Source organism: Mesorhizobium sp. M1B.F.Ca.ET.045.04.1.1, from assembly GCF_003952465.1.
Classification (GTDB): domain Bacteria; phylum Pseudomonadota; class Alphaproteobacteria; order Rhizobiales; family Rhizobiaceae; genus Mesorhizobium; species Mesorhizobium shonense.
This window is the reverse complement of record NZ_CP034448.1, coordinates 2,469,567-2,485,662: the sequence shown is the minus strand read 5'-3', so window position 1 is coordinate 2,485,662 and position 16,096 is coordinate 2,469,567. Positions and strand designations below refer to the sequence as shown.

Sequence of the window (16,096 nt, the reverse complement as noted above, 5' to 3'; positions counted from 1 at the left end):
CACTGTACAGTTGGCAAGCCGCGCGTGGCGCCAGGCCCGCGCCGGTATTTGGGCCAGGCTGCAAGCTTGGGGGTGTATCCGCAGGAGAAAAGCGCGGTGGCGGATCGACAAGCTACGCGCGGGAGGTCTCGCTACCCCTCACCCGAAAGATCCCGCCGCGCCTTGTCGAGCTCCTCGGCGTAGCGCCGCATCAGATGGCTTTCTGTGAGCAGGCCGCGGACGATGCGATCGTCGAAATCTTCAACGACGGCCAGCTCTTCAGCGCCGGCGCGCTGGAAGGTCTCTGCGGCGGATTGCACATTCATCGACGGCACCAGCACCGCATCCTTGAACTGGGCAAGCGCCTGCACCGGGGTCTCGCCATCGGAGAGATCGCTGTGCAGTTCGGCAACCAGCAACACGCCGACGTAATGCTGCCCCTGCTCGACGGCAATGACGCGCTGCGCGGAGCCGAGCGGGATTTCCTTGCGGAACTCGGCAAGCGTCGTCGAGGCATCGATGGTGCGGACGTCCTTGCGCATCATCGAGCCGACATTGAGGCTGCGCATCCAGCCGACGTCGTGGGCGCTGCGGATCGTCTCGCCGCGCAGATGGAAGCGCCAGGTCGAGAAGGAGTAGCCGAAGGTCTCGCGCACAAGGATCGCCGACATGATCGAAGCCGCCAGCACCACGCCGGTGAGCGTCAGATCGCGGGTCGATTCCAGCGCCAGGAAAGTCATGGTCAGCGGACCGCCGACAACGCCGACGGCCAGCGAGGTCATGCCGACGACGGCGGCGACCGCCGGATCGATGCCCGTCGTCGGCGCGGCCATCGCCATGACGCCGGCAAAGACCTTGCCGAGAAGTGCTCCCAGAAACAGCGAGGCAAAGAACAGGCCGCCGCGGAAGCCGGACCCGAGCGAGATCGCCGAAGCCGCCAGCTTCATTACGAAGACGCTCGCCACCACGGCAAGCCCGTAATTCATCGCGAACTCTCGGTGCAGCGCGCCATGGCCGCTCGACAGAACCTGCGGCGTGACCAGCCCGAGCAGCCCGACGAGGATGCCGCCGATAAACGGCCGGACCGAAGCATCGATCGACAGCCGCGCGAAACCGCGCTCGATCAGACTGACCAGGTTCATGATGGCGATCGAGGCGGCGCCGCCAAGCAGCCCCAGCAGCAGGAACGGCACGTACTGGCTGGCGGTCAGCGTCGGCAGGCCGGAAAGCTCCAGCGGAAACGGCACGCCGCCGAACATCTCCGCGGTCAGCGAGGCAGAAATCGCCGCCGTCATGACCGGCGCGACATTGGCCACCGAGTAGATGCCGATGACCAGCTCGAAGCCGTAGAAGGCGCCGGTCAGCGGCGCATCGAAGGCGGCCGCGATGGCGCCCGCGGCGCCGCAGCCGACAAGGATGCGGACGTCGTTGCGGCGCAGCCGGAAGGCGCGCGCCAGCCGCGAGGCGATGCCGGAGCCGATCTGCGTATAGCCGGCTTCCAAGCCGACCGAAGCGCCGAAGCCGCTGGAGATCATGGTCTGGCCGACGATGATGAAAGTATCGGTCAGCGACATCCGCCCGCCATAAAGCGCATTGGCCTCGATCGGGTCGACAGGCGTGCGGAATTTTCGCTTGCGCAGCCAGATGACCGAAAGGCCGAGCACAAGGCCGCCGATCGCCGGAAACATCGCCTGCACCGGACTTGCCAGCGAAAACATCGCCGAGAGCCGCCCGCCCGGCTGCACGTCGAAGAGCAGAAAGTGCAGGCCTTGCACCAACTCGCTCATGCCGGTGACCAGCGCGCCCGCGATCATCCCGACGAGGCCCGCCATCAGCACGATGACGATGCCCCGCGCTTCGAGCACGGGTATCGAACTGATCAGCACGGCGCGAAGCCGGCGGGCGTAGACTTGCGGATCGTTTCTGGCAGGCAACGGAGCGGCTCGCCGGATATGCGAAGGGATGGAAAGCTGCCGTGCCTGATACGCCCGGCGGCATTGCGTGACAACCGCAATGCCGACAGCTTGTGGCGCCATTTTGGCGCTGCATCGATTAGCGATGGTTAGGTCGTTTGTCTGCCAGCGCGAAGGCCGGAAAGCTCATCGATCAAAGATGGTCAGCGGTCCGCAACCGTCTTCCGAGACGAAGATCGCCAGCAGCTCGGCCGGCTCGGTTGCGCTCGCATTCTCCGCGAAGAGATGGATCGTGCCCGGCAGCTCGAACCAGGTCTGTCCCTTGCCGAACGTGCCGACGGGTCCGCCCTCGAGCTGCGAGCGCAGCATGCCGTTGAGCACGAAGGCCGTGACCGCGCCGGGATGGCGATGTCTCGGCGTATGGGCATTCGGCGGAAACTCGACGAGCGCCGTGGTGATCGAATGCCCCGGAACATTCGGCAGTTTTTCACAGGACAGCGGCTTGACCGTGGTGGTGGGGCGCGCAGCCGCACCTTCGCCCGCCCCCACCATATGCACATGCGCCGGTCCACCGGCGACAGAGTTTGCCCGGTTGCCCTGCACGACCACCGCGCCAAGCAGCGCCGAGCCAATCGCTGCGACGCCGAGCAAGGTAAGATTTCGTGCCGAAGCGACTTCGATGATAGCAGCAAATTCCTCCGTCTGTTTCACACCGTCATACGGAAGCCGGAGCGCCAACCGAGCTCGCTGACAGCTTTGTCGGTCGTGACATGACCGTTAGGCTCCGCGACGTTGAACGCGCCCTGTGATCCTCGCTCGACGGCGAGCAGCGCGGCGTAAGCCGCGGCATCGACATGCAGCGCCGGATCGGCGGCGGTCTCCGTGCCGGTGCCCGGTCCATAGAGGCGTCCATAGCGCAGCACGATGCCTGTCATGGGCGAGGCTTCGAGAACTTGCCGTTCGAGAGCGATCACCCCACCGACGCTGATGCCGCGGCTGCCCTCTGCGCCGCTGTCGAGCGGATCGGATTCGGCATGCGGCTCGGGTCCAGGCGCATAGACCCAGGCGATGCTTTGCGCGATCAGGCGCCTGGCGCCGGCCGACTTCGCGGCCTCGACCAGATTGCGGGTACCCTTATCGCGAATGCGGGCGTTTCCGATGATCGCTTCGCCCATCCTGGCCGGGTCGAGTCCGGGCGGCAGGTCGGTGAGCTGATGGATGACGATCTCGGGCTTTGCCGCCGCGACCGCGGTGCGCAAGCCACCGGCATCGAACACGTCGACAACCACCGGCTCGGCGCCGAGCGCGCGGAGCCCTTCAGCCTTTGCAGGCTGGCGCGTCGTCGCTGCCACCTGATGGCCGGCATCGACCAGTTGTGGGATCAGGCGGCGACCGATCGCGCCGGAACCACCGGCAAGAAAGATTCGATAGCCCATCGTCTCCTGCTCCATTTTACGATAATATCAGTGTTCGAACAACATATAAGAGCCCTGACATCGTGCGCAAGCGGAAAACCTCCCCTGCAATTCCCGCGCCCGGCGAAGGCAAGCGCGGCGAGCAAGGCTATATCGGCTATTTGCTGCGCCAGGCGGCCGGTGCCTACAGGCTGCGAGTCGAGCGCGCGCTGGGCGAATTCGGCGTGACGCAGCCGCAATTCGCGACCCTGACCATGCTGTCGGCCTATCCCGGCATATCCAACGCCGACCTCGCCCGGCTTGCGGTGCTCACCCCGCAGACGGTGAGCGTGATCGTCGCCAATCTGGAAAGGGCAGGCTCTCTCGTCCGCAAGCCGCATGCGGTGCACGGGCGCATCCAGCACCTCGATCTCAGCGACAGCGGTCGCGCCTTGCTGAAGAAATGCCGGGAACGGGTGCAGAAGCTTGAACGCGAGCTGACTGCAGGACTGTCCGCGACCGAGGAACGCGCCGTCCGCCGCTGGCTGGTCGGCGTCGCCACGGCGGACGCGACCGGTTAGAGCAATTCCAGGAAAAGTGTGAGCGGTTTTCCGTCCGGAATTGCGTAAGAACAAGCTCTATGTCGCAGTGCCCTCGCCCGCTTCGTAGAGAGTGAGCTTCCGATCCCCGATGCCGAGTTCCGACCAGCTCGCGCGCCATTCGGCGATATGCGCCGACTTGAAGTGCGCGTCGAGCGCGGCACGGTCACTCCAGATTTCGGAAACATGGATCAAGCCGGGATCGAGCACATCCTGCGCATAGGAATATTCGAGGCAGCCGGGTTCGGCGCGGCTGGCCGAGATCATCCGCTCCATGGCCGGCCTGGTGTCGGCCAGCCTGTCAGGCGGCACGCGTATAGTGCCGATGATCAGCAGCATGCTCTTGTCCTCGCGATATCCCGGCAACCTTTTGCTGCCCTCCGGCGTCGCGCCGTCATCCGGACTCGGCAGTAGCCCCTCTCCCACCTTCGCGCAAGCTTGGCCGGCTACGGTCGGGGGCCTGCCCTTTGCGCCGGGCAAATCTGGATTCGAGGACGACATGGCGATCAGCGAAACAATCCCGTCCGGCGTGGTGGCCAAGAACGGCCGCGACGTCTTCTTCGCGCTCGGCATCGTCGTCATCCTGGCGGTGCTGTTCCTGCCGATCCCCGCCTTCCTCATCGACATCGGCCTTGCCTTCTCGATCGCGCTCTCGGTGCTGATCCTGATGGTGGCGCTGTGGATCCAGCGGCCGCTCGATTTCTCGTCCTTCCCGACCGTGCTGCTGATCGCCACCATGCTGCGGCTCTCGCTCAACATCGCCACCACGCGCATGATCCTGTCGCACGGCAACGAGGGCACCCATGCCGCGGGCTATGTCATCTCGGGCTTCTCGAAGCTGGTGATGTCGAGCGACTTCGTCATCGGCCTCATCGTCTTCATGATCCTGATCGTGGTGAACTTCATCGTCATCACCAAGGGCGCCACCCGCATCGCCGAGGTCGGAGCGCGCTTCACCCTCGACGCCATCCCCGGCAAGCAGATGTCGATCGACGCCGACCTGTCCGCCGGTATGATCGACGAGAAGACGGCGCAGCTCCGCCGCCGTGAGCTGGAGGAAGAATCCTCCTTCTTCGGCTCCATGGACGGCGCCTCGAAATTCGTGCGCGGCGATGCGATCGCCGGCCTCATCATCACCGCCATCAACATCGTCGGCGGCATCGCCATCGGCTATCTGCGCCATGGCATGGGCCTCGGCCAGGCCGCCGACGTCTTCATCAAGCTGTCGGTCGGCGATGGCCTGGTCACCCAGATCCCGGCCCTCATCGTCTCGCTCGCCGCCGGCATGCTGGTCTCCAAGGGCGGCACCCGCGGCTCGGCCAACCAGGCGGTTTTCGGCCAGCTCGGCGCACATCCGCGCGCGCTCTATGTCGCCGGCTCGCTGCTCGTCATCCTCGGCCTGATGCCCGGCCTGCCGCTGTTCCCGTTCTTCGCGCTCGCCGGCGCCATGGCCGGCCTCGGTTACGTCATCCCGCTGCGCCAAAATCGCGAGTTGGCTGCCGCGGAGGCGTTGAAGAACCAGGAGAAGGCGAACAAAGCCGAAGAGGAGAAGAATTCGGTCAAGGCATCTTTGGCCACCGCCGAGATCGAGCTTCTGATCGGCAAGCAGCTTTCGACCCGGCTGCTGGTCGCGCATCAGGAGCTGGTGTTCCGCATGTCGAAGATGCGCAAGAAATTCGCCCAGCAATACGGCTTCGTGGTGCCGGAGGTGCGCGTCGCCGACGACTTCGCCATTCCGCCGAAGAGCTACCAGATCAAGGTCCACGGCACCGTCGTCGCCGAATACCAGATGCGCGTCGGCGAGGTCATGGTGCTGCTCGGCACGCGCGGCGTGCCTGACATCCCTGGCGAGGAGATCCGCGAGCCGGCCTTCGGCATGCGCGCCTATTCGGTGCTGGAAACCTTCGCCGAGGATTTGAAGCGCGAGAACTACACTTTTGCCGACAACATGTCGGTGCTGCTCACCCACCTCTCCGAGGTCATCCGCAACAACCTGCCGCAGCTCCTGTCCTACAAGGATATGAAAGCGCTGCTCGAGCGGCTGGATCCCGAATACCGCAAGCTCGCCGACGAGATCTGCACCTCGCACATCTCCTATCCCGGCCTGCAGGCGGTGCTGAAGCTTCTGCTTGCCGAGCGCGTCTCGATCCGCAACCTGCATTTGATCATCGAGGCCATCGCCGAGATCGCGCCGCATGTGCGCCGCACCGAGCAGATCGTCGAGCATGTCCGCATCCGCATGGCGCAGCAGATCTGCGGCGACCTTTCCGAGGGCGGCATGCTCAAGGTGCTGCGCCTCGGCAACCGCTGGGACCTTGCCTTCCACCAGAGCCTCAAGCGCGACGCCAAGGGCGAGGTGCGCGAGTTCGACATCGATCCGCGCCAGCTCGAGGAATTCGGCCAGGACGCGACCAAGGCGATCCGCAAGCACCTCGAGGCCGGCGAGCGCTTCGTGCTGGTCACCGCGCCCGATGCGCGACCCTATGTGCGCATGATCATCGAGCGGTTGTTCACGACGCTCCCCGTTCTCTCCCATGTCGAGATCGCCAAGGGCGTCGAGATCAAGGTGCTTGGAACGATCTCGTGAACGCGCTCTCGCAAGGCGTCGTCATCGCCGCCTTCCTCGCCTTCTGCCGCATCGGCGCCTGCTTCATGCTGATGCCCGGCCTGTCGAGCACCCGCGTGCCGATGCAGGTCAGGCTGTTCGTGTCGGTCGCCGCCACCGGCGGCCTGCTCGCCTTCCTGTGGGACCGCATCTACCCTTATGTCGATCCGCGCCCGCAGATCCTTGCGCCGATGATCGTCTCCGAGCTTCTGGTCGGCGGTCTGATCGGCGCCATGACCAGGCTCTACATGGAAGCGCTGCGCTTCATGGGTTCAGCCGTCGCCATGATGATCGGCTATGGCGGCTCAGGCGGCCCGGCGATCGAGGAGCCGGAGCCGCAGGCGGCGCTCGCCGCCATCATCTCGTTCTCGGCGCTGCTCCTGCTTTTCGTCTTCGACTTCGACCACGAGATCGTCAGGGCGCTGGTCGCGTCCTACACGGTTGCTCCGGTCAATGTGTTCTTCAATCCGCAGGCAGCCCTTGTCGACGTCACCGACACGGTATCGGATGCCTTCTTTCTGGTGATCCGGCTCGGCAGTCCCTTCGTCGCCTACGCCATACTGGTCAACCTGACGATCGGCTTCGTCAACAAGCTGACGCCGCAGATCCCGGTCTACTTCATCTCGCTACCCTTCGTCATCGCCGGCGGGCTGATCATCTTCTACTTTGCCATCGGCACCTTGCTGTCGCTGTTCGTCGACGGCTTCGTCGATCTCACGCTGGCGAGGTAGCGCAATGACCTCACGCAAGGATCGGCTGAAGAAACTGGTCAAGGTGCAGGAGCAATTGAAGGCGCTGCACGAAACCCGTCATGCCGGCTTCCTCTCCGCGGCCGTGGCGGCCGAATCGGAAGCGAGGGAACTCGTCGGGCATTTCGATGCCGGTGGCTCAATGGCCGGCCTGTTCCCGGAGCTTTACCATCGCCGCATCGCCAACGCGCTCGCCCGGCAGAAACAGAACCTTGAGAGCGCCCGGCAGGAGGCGGCGCTGATCGCCACCGCGACGGCACGCACCAATATGGTCGAGCGCGCCTATAAGGACGTCCGCCGGCGCGACGAGCGCGAGCGCTCCGACCGCGAGCGGCTGGACCTCATTGCGCAGAAGCGGGGACATGAGTAGCAGTTGATCCGCCGCGAGGCGAACCGGGCGGCGTCAGGTGCCGGTCGCCGTCGTGCCAACCGGCTTGGCGGCCCCGATCCGTTCCCAGCGTCTGCCATTCCCCTGCGCCTGCCGGGCGAAATAGCTGTAAGGCGTGCTGGACCAGTCACGGACCGAGTTGGTGAGGTTGTCGAGCACCAGGTCGCCCTCATTGGTGCGCACCGTCAATACGGTGTGCCCCTCGCCGTGATAGCTTGCCACGGTCAACAGCAGCGCCGAGGCCGGCCATCCGCGCTTCATCAGCTCGAGTTTCTTCAGGATCGCAATATCTTCGCAGTCGCCGGACACCGTTGGCACGCGCCAGTCGTCATCCTTGCCGACAACGGCTCGATCGCTGAGCTCGGTAATGCGTGAATTGACCGAACGGTTCACCTGCTTCAATTGCGCGCTGAGCCCAGACCGCAAGGTGACGACCTTTGTTCCGCCGGCCGTGCTACACAGGCCGGGTTGGTGGCTGCAGAACGAATAGAAGGCCGGCGGTGCGAACCCCTTGCCTCTGGTTTCCATGGTCGTTCCGGCCTGGGCGGCAAATGGGCAGGCAACCGACAACAGAAATGCGATCAGCGCGACATCGCGTTTCACGATCTACGTCTCCGATATTTGGCTTCCTAGGGTGAGCGGGGCGGGTTAATGAGCGGTTTCTAAAGGGCACAATTCGAGCCTGGGCGGGGCAACGCCGTTAAAATATTAATACGCTCTAAAATAAGATTTGAGCTTATGCCGAAGCGGTGGAAAGGGCTTGAGTGCTCCTGATAAGGAGCCGCCGGCCACGAACAGCATCGGCACGGCTCGTAGTGGCTCGGCCGCGGGTGGGAATTCCGCCTTCGATATCCACGCAGCGGCCTACGGCCAGGGGATCTGGGGTCATTGACGACAAGGTCGGACTGCGATCTGCATTTCGCCTCCCGCAAGCCTGCCACAAGCTTGTTGAGTCATTGTGCAACTCACAAAACCCGGCAAAAGGCAGCGCTTTCTTGGCTATCTCTCCCCCCAGCGACATCGTGATGGACGTCGCCCGCGCAGCGGAGCCGGCCGACGTCGAGGCGGCGCGAGCGGCACTCGCGAGAAGGGCGGGCGGTGCCGCGGGTCCCTTCTCGATCGACCAGGCCGCATCGGTCGATGCCGGTTCTGTGCTGTCGCGCGCCACCGCCGACAAAGCCGAGGCGGCGAACCCGGCGAAAAAGTTCCAGCGCTTCGAGGCGATGGTGCTGACGACCTTCATCCAGAACATGATGCCCAAGGACACCGAAGGCGTTTACGGCAAGGGGCTGGCCGGCGACATGTGGAAGTCGCAGCTTGCCGAAAAGGTGGCCGATGTGATGGCCGCGCACGGCGGTATCGGCATCGCGAAATCAATGCTTGCCGACCATTATCTGGACGGCAAGCATAAGGTGCCGGTCGGGCCCGTTGGGGGCGGACCGGAGAAAGCCGAGATCGACCGGCAGACCAGGCTTTCGACCTCCCTGGTCGAGGAGCTTGAGCGCAAGGCCGCTCGGTCGATGACCGGCGACGACACAACCATAAAAACGGACATCGAGATCTAGGGACTTACATGGCCGACCAAACGGACCTTTCCAACCTGCCAGCACGAACCACCGCCACGGAAGCGCCGACCGCGTCCGCCCGGCCAGGCAACCTCGCCGCCATCATCGGCCGCATCGAGGAAGCGGTGGACGAGGAGACGGCTGGTATCCGCAGCGGAACCGACTACGACCTCAAGGCCTCGAATGCCCGCAAGAGCCGCTATCTCTACGAACTGACCCGGGCCCTGAAGGGCGCCAACGAGATCGAGTTCCTCGAGCAGCATCGCGAGGGGTTGGCGCGGCTTCGGCAGAAGCTGGCGAAGAACGAAGCGGCTATCCTTGCCCATCTCAATGCCGTCAACGAGGTCGCCACGCTGCTGAAGAACGCCATCCAGCGCGCCGATACCGACGGCACCTATTCGGCCGGCGAATTCGGATACGCCCGGGCTTGAATGGGATGACTATGGCGCAAGGAAGGATCCGGTGATCAAGTTCATCGCCGCAGCGCTCTGGATCTGCGCCGCCACGCTCGGCGCGGTGTTCTATTCCTTCCAGGCTGCGGGTGAACGCGGTGTCGGCGAGCCGCCGAAGCCGATGCTGGGCGGCCTCGACTACGTCAAGACCGATATCATTTCGGTGCCGCTCATCCGCGGTGCCAAGATCGATGGTTATTTCCTGACCAAGCTCGTCTACACGGTGGAACCGGATCAGATAAAGAAACTGTCGATCCCGGCGCCGGCACTGATCACCGACCAGGTCTATTCCTACCTCTATTCCAATCCTCAGATCGATTTCACCAAGAAGGAGACGATCGATCTCGACGCTTTCCGCAAGGCGATCCGCGACACCGTCAACGCCCGCGTCGGCGTCGAGCTGGTACATGACGTGCTGATCGACCAGGTCAACTTCCTGTCCAAGGACGAAATCCGCGACAACGCCATCCGCCGCCGCAAGAATGCCGGCGAGACGGCCCAGGAAATGACCAAGGCTTTCAAGCAGCACTGATCGCCTGCCCGAGGCTTTCTGACCACGGTTTCCTCGGCCCTAAGTGATGCGACATGCCGCATGGTTACCAACATGCCGCATGGCGACCACGTTGACGTAAACGTCAACTGGAAGCTATATGCGCCAGTGTGTCGCCGCGCTCCCGCGCGACGCGGCCTCGCCCAGCGGCTAAGGCTGGTGCGCGCCAAACGCAACCAAACGAGGAGAACCGCCGTGGGCGTTCAGGAGATTGCCGACAAGATCAAGTCGCGCGTGGCAAGCGCGGGCTTCGAGCACTCGGTCAAGTTCGACACCGGCAGCGACGGCGTCATCGTTATCGACGGCGCGACCGTCTCGACCGCCGATGCCCCGACCGACTGCACGATCAAGCTTTCGCTCGACGATCTCGACTCGCTGATTGCCGGCGACCTCAACCCGACCATGGCCTTCATGGCCGGCAAGCTGAAGGTCGAAGGCGACATGACGGTCGCCATGGCGCTGAGCCAGCTGCTCGGCTGATGAACCACCACTTGCAAGACAGACGCGGCGCCGCATCGACACGGCGCCGCATCGGCTTTCAATGATCAAACGAAATCGAGCGCCTTGACCTTGCGGCCGGCGGCCTTGATCGTGCCCTTCGCGCCGTCGAGCGCGCCATCCTTCAGTTCCAGCGCCAGCAGCCGGTGCCGCTCATAGGGGCCGGGCATGGCGAGCGTGCCGGTGCGGCGGGCGGAGAAGCCGAACCGACCGTAGTAGGGCGCATCGCCGACGAGCAGGATCGCGCCATGGCCAAGCCGCGCGGCCTCGGCGACCGCGTGGTGCATCAGCGCCGAGCCGATGCCGCCGCTCTTCAGCGACGGCTCGACCGCCAGCGGCCCTAGCAGCAGTGCGGCCGGGCCGTTCTCGCCCAGCGTCACATCCCACAGCCGGACCGTGCCGACGACCGCGCCTGAGGGATCGCGCGCGACAAAGGCCAGGCCTTCCGACGGCCGGCGGCCGCGCCGCAGCTTCTCGGACGACTTCTTCCTGCGCTTCGGCCCCATGGCACGGTCGAGCAACGCTTCGCGCGCCTCAATGTCACCGACGCCTTCGGCAAGGATGGTATAGGCGCGGGCAATCTCCCCCCTCGAGGGGGAGATGTCGCCAAATGCGACAGAGGGGGTCGCCGCGCGTGAAGCGCCAGCCTCCATCTGCCGCAGCAGGCCGAGCCCGGTCGGACTGACCCCCTCTGGCCGCTGCGCGGCCATCTCCCCCTCGAGGGGGAGAGGAGTCGCGCAGTGCCGTCAACGATGAGATTTGCCATATCCATTTCCGCGATCCTTCACGAGCGGAGATCTGTTCCACAAGCGAGCCCGGGCGGATGACAGACACCCACTCGGGTTGATCTGAGCGGTCCTTGCGAACCGGTCAGATCACGTAGGATCGGAGAGGCTCGAAGCCGTTGAAGGCGACCGCCGAGTAGGTGGTCGTATAGGCGCCGGTGCCTTCGATCAGCACCTCGTCGCCGATGGTCAGCGACAAGGGCAGCGGATAAGGCGTCTTCTCGTAGAGCACGTCGGCCGAATCGCAGGTCGGGCCGGCGAGCACGCAAGGCGCGGTCTCCGAGCCGTCGTGGCGAGTGACGATCGGATAGCGGATCGCCTCGTCCATGGTCTCGGCGAGGCCGCCGAACTTGCCGATGTCGAGGAACACCCAGCGCACATTGTCGTTGTCGGCCTTCTTCGAGATCAGCACGACTTCCGACTTGATGACGCCGGCATTGCCGACCATGCCACGGCCCGGCTCGATGATCGTCTCGGGCAGTGCGTTGCCGAAATGCTTGCGCAGCGCCGAGAAGATGGCCTGGCCATAGGACTGTGCCGCGGGCACGTCCTTCAGGTAACGGGTCGGGAAGCCGCCGCCCATGTTGACCATCTTGAGCACAATGCCTTCCTCGGCGAGCGTCGCGAATACCTTCTTGGCGTCGCCCAGCGCGCGGTCCCAGGCCGTGAGGTCCGTCTGCTGCGAGCCGACATGGAACGACACGCCATAGGCGTCGAGGCCGAGGCCCTTGGCATGGCGCAGCACGTCGACGGCCATCGCCGGCACGCAGCCGAACTTGCGCGACAGCGGCCATTCGGCGCCCTCGCCGTCGGTGAGCACGCGGCAGAACACGCGCGAGCCGGGGGCGGCGCGGGCGATCTTCTCGACCTCCTCGACGCAGTCCACCGCGTAGAGGCGGATGCCGAGCTGATAGGCGCGCGCAATGTCGCGCTCCTTCTTGATGGTGTTGCCGAAGGAAATGCGGTCGGCCGGCGCGCCGGCGTCCATCGCCATCTCAACCTCGGCAACGGATGCGGTGTCGAAGGACGAGCCCATCGCAGCAAGCAGGCGCAGGATCTCCGGCGCCGGGTTTGCTTTCACCGCATAGTAGATCCTGGAATCGGGCAACGCCTTCTCGAAGGCGCGGAAATTGTCGCGCACGACATCGAGGTCGACGACCAGGCAGGGGCCGTTCGGACGTCGGGTGGCGAGGAAGTCGAGGATGCGCTGAGTAGCCATAGCGGTCTCTCCATCACGCCTTGCGGCGTGCACAAAGGCTGCGCGTCACGGGCCGTCGGCCTCGCGAACACGCGGTGGACAAAGGCGGGACGAAAATCCATGGAACCAGCCGGTGGAGACCCCGGAACCATGAACCGCCGTCTCGCGGCGATGAACCTTGGCCTTGCCCGGCCTCGGTTCGCTTTGTCTGCCTTGGCTTGGATGGGAGACCATCCGCACTGCCGGCAATGAAGGTGTGCCTCTTTAGTAACCCCGGTCTTTGGACGACCGGAAGAGAACCAGAAAGGCCCGCACCGTCGTTGCTTCAAGGTGTCCTCGATCTTGTGGTTGGCCACTGACCGACTGGAGGGGTTGGCTCCAGTTACCTTACCGATTGCCCTCACCATTCGAGGATCGGCGGACACCCACAGGCACGTGCGACTTTGGGCAAGCGCGATATAAGAGCGAAGGGTTTTACAATCAATAAAAATCGTAAGCGCCGGTTGTAAAAATTCCGGCATCGAACAATGTTTGTGGACCGTATCCGGAAATCGAACGATGCCAGGTACTCACGGCCCTCTCAACGCCTTCCTCGATCTGCGCCAAATGCCTGTGGCAAATGCGGAAATAGGCCCGCTTGCCGGCCTGCGCCTTGCGGTCAAGGACATTTACGACATCGCCGGCTACCGCACCGGTTGCGGCAACCCGCGCAAGTTCGATGAGGCGCACGCCGCCTCGCAGACGGCCGAGGCCGTGCAGGTGATTCTCGATGCCGGCGCGCAATTCGTCGGCAAGACGCAGACCGACGAGCTTGCCTTCTCGCTGTTCGGCCAGAATTCGCATTTCGCGTTCCCGGTGAACGCGGCCGCTCCAAACCGCGTGACCGGCGGCTCCTCCTCGGGATCGGCATCTGCAGTCGCAGGCGGCCTTGCCGACATCGCCATCGGCTCCGACACCGGCGGCTCGATCCGCGCGCCGGCGAGCTTCTGCGGCCTGATCGGGCTGCGCACCAGCCACGGCCGCATCTCGCTCGACGGCGCGATGAAGCTGGCGCCGAGCTTCGACACCTTCGGCTGGTTCGCCGGCGACATCGAGACCTATGAGGCGGTCGGCAAGCTGCTGCTCGGCGATGATCCGCACCGGCATCCGCTCAACCGCCCGCTGGCGATCCACTCGCTCGATGCCTTCGTTGCCGGCCCGGCCGAGGCCGCCGAATACGCGCGGATGAAGGCGCTGGCCGCCGGCGTCGTCGGCGAGCCGACCGAGACGGGATACGCCTTCGCCTCGTCTCCGGATGAACTCTATTGGTGCTTTCGCAGGCTGCAGGCCTACGAGGCCTGGCAGGTTCATGGCGGCTGGATCTCCGCGGGCAACCACGGCCTTGGCCCTGGCGTCGATGAGCGTTTCGGCTTCGGCCGTACGATCGATGCCGGCACGGTTGCCGCCGAGACGGCACGCCGATCCGCTTTCCGCGCCGAATTGGGCGCCCTGCTGGGCGACAACGGTCTTCTCGTCCTGCCGACCGTTCCAGGCGCAGCGCCGCTCGCGGCAAGCACACCGGAACAGTTCCAGGCCTATCGCGAAAGGGCGCTGCATCTGTTGTGCCTGGCCGGCCTGTCGGGTTTCCCGCAAATCACCTTGCCGCTCGGTTCTGTCGACGGCGCGCCCTTCGGCCTGTCGCTGCTGGGCCCTTCCGGCAGCGACGTCGCTTTGATACGGCTCGGCCGCAGGATTCTCGACGCGGCACGAAAGGTCTGATCATGGATACGTTGACCCGCATGCGCGCCTTCATCGACGTGGTCGAGGCGGAAGGCTTCTCGGCCGCCGCGCGCAAGATCGGCCGCTCGAAGGCGCTGCTGTCGAAATATGTGCGCGAGCTGGAGGACGAGCTCGGCGCGCTGCTGTTGAACCGCACCACCAGGCAGTTCTCGCTGACCGAAGCCGGCCACACCTATTATCAGCGCGCCTCCGAAATCGTGCGCGAGGTTGACAGCCTGGCCGACGCAGTGCGCGAATCCTCCGGCGACGTGCGCGGCCGGATCAAGCTTTCGGCGGCGCGCACCTTCGCCGACGCGCCGATCGGCCAATCATTGATCGATTTCGCCAAGCAGCATCCCGACATCGTGCTCGACATCCATCTCGACGACCGCTTCGTCGATCTGGTCGAGGAAGGCTTCGATGTCGCCGTGCGCATTTCGCGGCTGGAGAACTCCTCGCTGATCGCCAGGCGCCTGGGGCCGTTTTCGATCAAGCTTTGCGCGTCGCCCGAGCTGATCGCAAAGCATGGCATGCCGACGCGCCCGCAGGATCTTTCCAACATGCCCTGCATCGTCGACACCAATGGCCGCTCTTTAGCCAACTGGCGCTTCAAGGGCGACGGCGAGGATTCGGTCAGCGTCACCGTCTCGGGTCCGATCGAGGTGAACAGTCCGATGGCGGCGAGAGCCGCAGCCGTCTCGGGCCTGGGCTTCACCATCCTGCCGGATTTCATCGCCGCGCCCGATCTATCCAGCGGCCGGCTGGTAACGGTGCTCGACGACCGTATCCTGTCGGGCAGCGGCATCTTCGCCGTCTATCCGCACCGCCGCTACCTGCCTGCCAAGGTCCGCGTCTTCGTCGATTTCCTGGTGCACTGGTTCAGGACACGCGACGCAGCGTGACCGACCGGGAGGCTCGCGGTCCCAATTTCGCCCCCTTTCTGATAACTCTCGGGGTCCACTCCCAAAGTCGATGGAATCGCGGCTGAGAATGCACCTGAAACGGCAAGCAACCATGCTGGCTTCGGCCGCAGCAGTGACATTTGCCGCGGTCGAGCCGGCCGAGGTGCATCCCCACGTCTTCGCTGAAGCCCGCCTCGACGTCATCCTCAGCGAAGATCACCAAAGTGTGACGGCGCTGCGCCACCTTTGGCGCTTCGACGATCTTTTTTCGAGTACTGTGATGATGGAGTTCGACAAGAACTCCGATCTGAAGCTTGACGACAAAGAGCTCAAGGAAGTGGCCGACACCGTCCATTCCTCGCTGGCCGAGTTCAACTACTTCCAGCTCGTCACTCAGGACGGCAAGGACGTACCCATGGTCCCGCCGCCGCATCTGATGGCCAACTTCGACAACGACCAGCTGATCATCCTGTTCGAATCGCAGCCGAAGACACCGATCAAGCTCGCCGGCAAGATCGACATCGGCGTCTACGATCCGACCTTCTATACGGCGATCGACTTCACCGACGACGCCAACCTCACCGTCGAGGGCTTGCCCTCGAACTGCACCAAGAAGGTCATCCGTCCCGATCCGGACGAAGCGATCAAGGAAAACCAGAAGACCCTGACGGACGCGTTCTTCAACGATCCGACGGGCACCGACATGAGCAAGATCTTCGCCACCAACCTCGAACTGACCTGCCCGCCAGAAGGATAAACCG

The 16,096-nt window shown here is 64.4% G+C and carries 18 protein-coding genes; 11 read left to right on the top strand and 7 right to left on the bottom strand.

What is annotated here, in order from left to right:
* Nucleotides 1–131: 131 nt before the first annotated feature.
* The 3 genes from EJ071_RS12185 to EJ071_RS12175 form a co-directional block, all read right to left on the bottom strand.
* Entirely contained in the window at nucleotides 132–1,913 is a 1,782-nt protein-coding gene (locus tag EJ071_RS12185; protein ID WP_126098082.1) for a chloride channel protein, read from the bottom strand.
* Nucleotides 1,914–2,078: 165 nt separating this feature from the next.
* The gene (locus EJ071_RS12180; RefSeq protein ID WP_210211915.1) at nucleotides 2,079–2,543 is read right to left on the bottom strand and encodes a cupin domain-containing protein; all 465 of its coding nucleotides are present in this window, start codon (nucleotides 2,541–2,543) and stop codon (nucleotides 2,079–2,081) included.
* Between the two features lie 56 nt (nucleotides 2,544–2,599).
* Nucleotides 2,600–3,328, bottom strand: coding sequence for an NAD(P)-dependent oxidoreductase (locus EJ071_RS12175; RefSeq protein WP_126098081.1), 729 nt, complete (start codon nucleotides 3,326–3,328; stop codon nucleotides 2,600–2,602).
* A gap of 62 nt (nucleotides 3,329–3,390) precedes the next feature.
* Between EJ071_RS12175 and EJ071_RS12170 the strand changes: the two genes are divergently transcribed.
* The gene (locus tag EJ071_RS12170) at nucleotides 3,391–3,867 is read left to right on the top strand and encodes a MarR family transcriptional regulator (protein WP_126098080.1); all 477 of its coding nucleotides are present in this window, start codon (nucleotides 3,391–3,393) and stop codon (nucleotides 3,865–3,867) included.
* Nucleotides 3,868–3,924: 57 nt separating this feature from the next.
* On the opposite strand, the gene EJ071_RS12165 is transcribed toward EJ071_RS12170, so the two are convergent.
* Nucleotides 3,925–4,224, bottom strand: a complete 300-nt coding sequence (locus EJ071_RS12165; protein ID WP_126098079.1) for a putative quinol monooxygenase — start codon at nucleotides 4,222–4,224, stop codon at nucleotides 3,925–3,927.
* Between the two features lie 160 nt (nucleotides 4,225–4,384).
* On the opposite strand from EJ071_RS12165, the gene flhA reads away from it, so the two are divergent.
* Genes flhA through EJ071_RS12150 form a run of 3 tightly spaced genes read left to right on the top strand, consistent with a single transcriptional unit; the run spans nucleotide 4,385 to nucleotide 7,609 of the window.
* A complete protein-coding gene (gene flhA / locus EJ071_RS12160) occupies nucleotides 4,385–6,472 on the top strand; it encodes a flagellar biosynthesis protein FlhA (protein ID WP_126098078.1) in 2,088 nt (695 codons plus the stop codon).
* Nucleotides 6,469–7,221, top strand: a complete 753-nt coding sequence (gene fliR / locus EJ071_RS12155; protein ID WP_126098077.1) for a flagellar biosynthetic protein FliR — start codon at nucleotides 6,469–6,471, stop codon at nucleotides 7,219–7,221. Before flhA ends, fliR begins: the two co-directional genes overlap by 4 nt.
* 4 nt (nucleotides 7,222–7,225) lie before the next feature.
* Nucleotides 7,226–7,609, top strand: a complete 384-nt coding sequence (locus EJ071_RS12150; RefSeq protein ID WP_126098076.1) for a hypothetical protein — start codon at nucleotides 7,226–7,228, stop codon at nucleotides 7,607–7,609.
* 33 nt (nucleotides 7,610–7,642) lie between these two features.
* On the opposite strand, the gene EJ071_RS12145 is transcribed toward EJ071_RS12150, so the two are convergent.
* On the bottom strand, nucleotides 7,643–8,230 hold the full coding sequence (locus EJ071_RS12145; RefSeq protein ID WP_126098075.1) for a transglutaminase-like cysteine peptidase: 588 nt from the start codon (nucleotides 8,228–8,230) through the stop codon (nucleotides 7,643–7,645).
* 392 nt (nucleotides 8,231–8,622) lie between these two features.
* On the opposite strand from EJ071_RS12145, the gene EJ071_RS12140 reads away from it, so the two are divergent.
* From EJ071_RS12140 to EJ071_RS12125, 4 genes are all read left to right on the top strand, one after another.
* Nucleotides 8,623–9,192 (top strand): rod-binding protein, encoded by a 570-nt coding sequence (locus EJ071_RS12140; protein WP_245460207.1) that lies wholly within the window; start codon nucleotides 8,623–8,625, stop codon nucleotides 9,190–9,192.
* 8 nt (nucleotides 9,193–9,200) lie between these two features.
* Nucleotides 9,201–9,623, top strand: a complete 423-nt coding sequence (locus EJ071_RS12135; protein WP_126098074.1) for a hypothetical protein — start codon at nucleotides 9,201–9,203, stop codon at nucleotides 9,621–9,623.
* A gap of 31 nt (nucleotides 9,624–9,654) precedes the next feature.
* Nucleotides 9,655–10,176 (top strand): hypothetical protein, encoded by a 522-nt coding sequence (locus EJ071_RS12130; protein ID WP_126098073.1) that lies wholly within the window; start codon nucleotides 9,655–9,657, stop codon nucleotides 10,174–10,176.
* A 213-nt stretch (nucleotides 10,177–10,389) separates the two neighbouring features.
* Nucleotides 10,390–10,674: an SCP2 sterol-binding domain-containing protein gene (locus tag EJ071_RS12125; protein ID WP_126098072.1), complete on the top strand. Its 285-nt coding sequence runs from the start codon at nucleotides 10,390–10,392 to the stop codon at nucleotides 10,672–10,674.
* Nucleotides 10,675–10,739: 65 nt separating this feature from the next.
* Here the strand turns inward: EJ071_RS12125 and EJ071_RS12120 are convergent, their stop codons facing one another.
* Both EJ071_RS12120 and odc2 read right to left on the bottom strand, forming a co-directional pair.
* Entirely contained in the window at nucleotides 10,740–11,402 is a 663-nt protein-coding gene (locus tag EJ071_RS12120) for an N-acetyltransferase (protein ID WP_245460206.1), read from the bottom strand.
* Between the two features lie 160 nt (nucleotides 11,403–11,562).
* Complete coding sequence (gene odc2 / locus EJ071_RS12115; RefSeq protein ID WP_126098071.1) at nucleotides 11,563–12,696, bottom strand: ornithine/lysine decarboxylase; 1,134 nt, start codon at nucleotides 12,694–12,696, stop codon at nucleotides 11,563–11,565.
* 537 nt (nucleotides 12,697–13,233) lie between these two features.
* Between odc2 and EJ071_RS12110 the strand changes: the two genes are divergently transcribed.
* The 3 genes from EJ071_RS12110 to EJ071_RS12100 all read left to right on the top strand — a co-directional run bounded on the left by EJ071_RS12110 (nucleotide 13,234) and on the right by EJ071_RS12100 (nucleotide 16,092).
* Nucleotides 13,234–14,433: an amidase gene (locus tag EJ071_RS12110; RefSeq protein WP_126098070.1), complete on the top strand. Its 1,200-nt coding sequence runs from the start codon at nucleotides 13,234–13,236 to the stop codon at nucleotides 14,431–14,433.
* A 2-nt stretch (nucleotides 14,434–14,435) separates the two neighbouring features.
* Nucleotides 14,436–15,335 carry a LysR family transcriptional regulator gene (locus EJ071_RS12105; RefSeq protein ID WP_126098069.1) on the top strand — a complete coding sequence of 300 codons (900 nt, stop codon included), beginning with the start codon at nucleotides 14,436–14,438 and terminating at the stop codon, nucleotides 15,333–15,335.
* Between the two features lie 88 nt (nucleotides 15,336–15,423).
* Entirely contained in the window at nucleotides 15,424–16,092 is a 669-nt protein-coding gene (locus EJ071_RS12100; RefSeq protein WP_126098068.1) for a DUF1007 family protein, read from the top strand.
* Nucleotides 16,093–16,096: the final 4 nt, after the last annotated feature.

Bases quoted from the DNA above. Each gene is read 5' to 3' on its own strand.
- EJ071_RS12175 (WP_126098081.1), bottom strand. From the start codon at position 3,328: ATGGGCTATCGAATCTTTCTTGCCGGTGGTTCCGGCGCGATCGGTCGC.
- EJ071_RS12165 (WP_126098079.1), bottom strand. From the start codon at position 4,224: ATGCTGCTGATCATCGGCACTATACGCGTGCCGCCTGACAGGCTGGCC.
- flhA (WP_126098078.1), top strand. From the start codon at position 4,385: ATGGCGATCAGCGAAACAATCCCGTCCGGCGTGGTGGCCAAGAACGGC.
- EJ071_RS12150 (WP_126098076.1), top strand. From the start codon at position 7,226: ATGACCTCACGCAAGGATCGGCTGAAGAAACTGGTCAAGGTGCAGGAG.
- EJ071_RS12135 (WP_126098074.1), top strand. From the start codon at position 9,201: ATGGCCGACCAAACGGACCTTTCCAACCTGCCAGCACGAACCACCGCC.
- EJ071_RS12120 (WP_245460206.1), bottom strand. From the start codon at position 11,402: ATGGCCGCGCAGCGGCCAGAGGGGGTCAGTCCGACCGGGCTCGGCCTG.
- odc2 (WP_126098071.1), bottom strand. From the start codon at position 12,696: ATGGCTACTCAGCGCATCCTCGACTTCCTCGCCACCCGACGTCCGAAC.
- EJ071_RS12110 (WP_126098070.1), top strand. From the start codon at position 13,234: ATGCCAGGTACTCACGGCCCTCTCAACGCCTTCCTCGATCTGCGCCAA.
- EJ071_RS12105 (WP_126098069.1), top strand. From the start codon at position 14,436: ATGGATACGTTGACCCGCATGCGCGCCTTCATCGACGTGGTCGAGGCG.
- EJ071_RS12100 (WP_126098068.1), top strand. From the start codon at position 15,424: ATGCACCTGAAACGGCAAGCAACCATGCTGGCTTCGGCCGCAGCAGTG.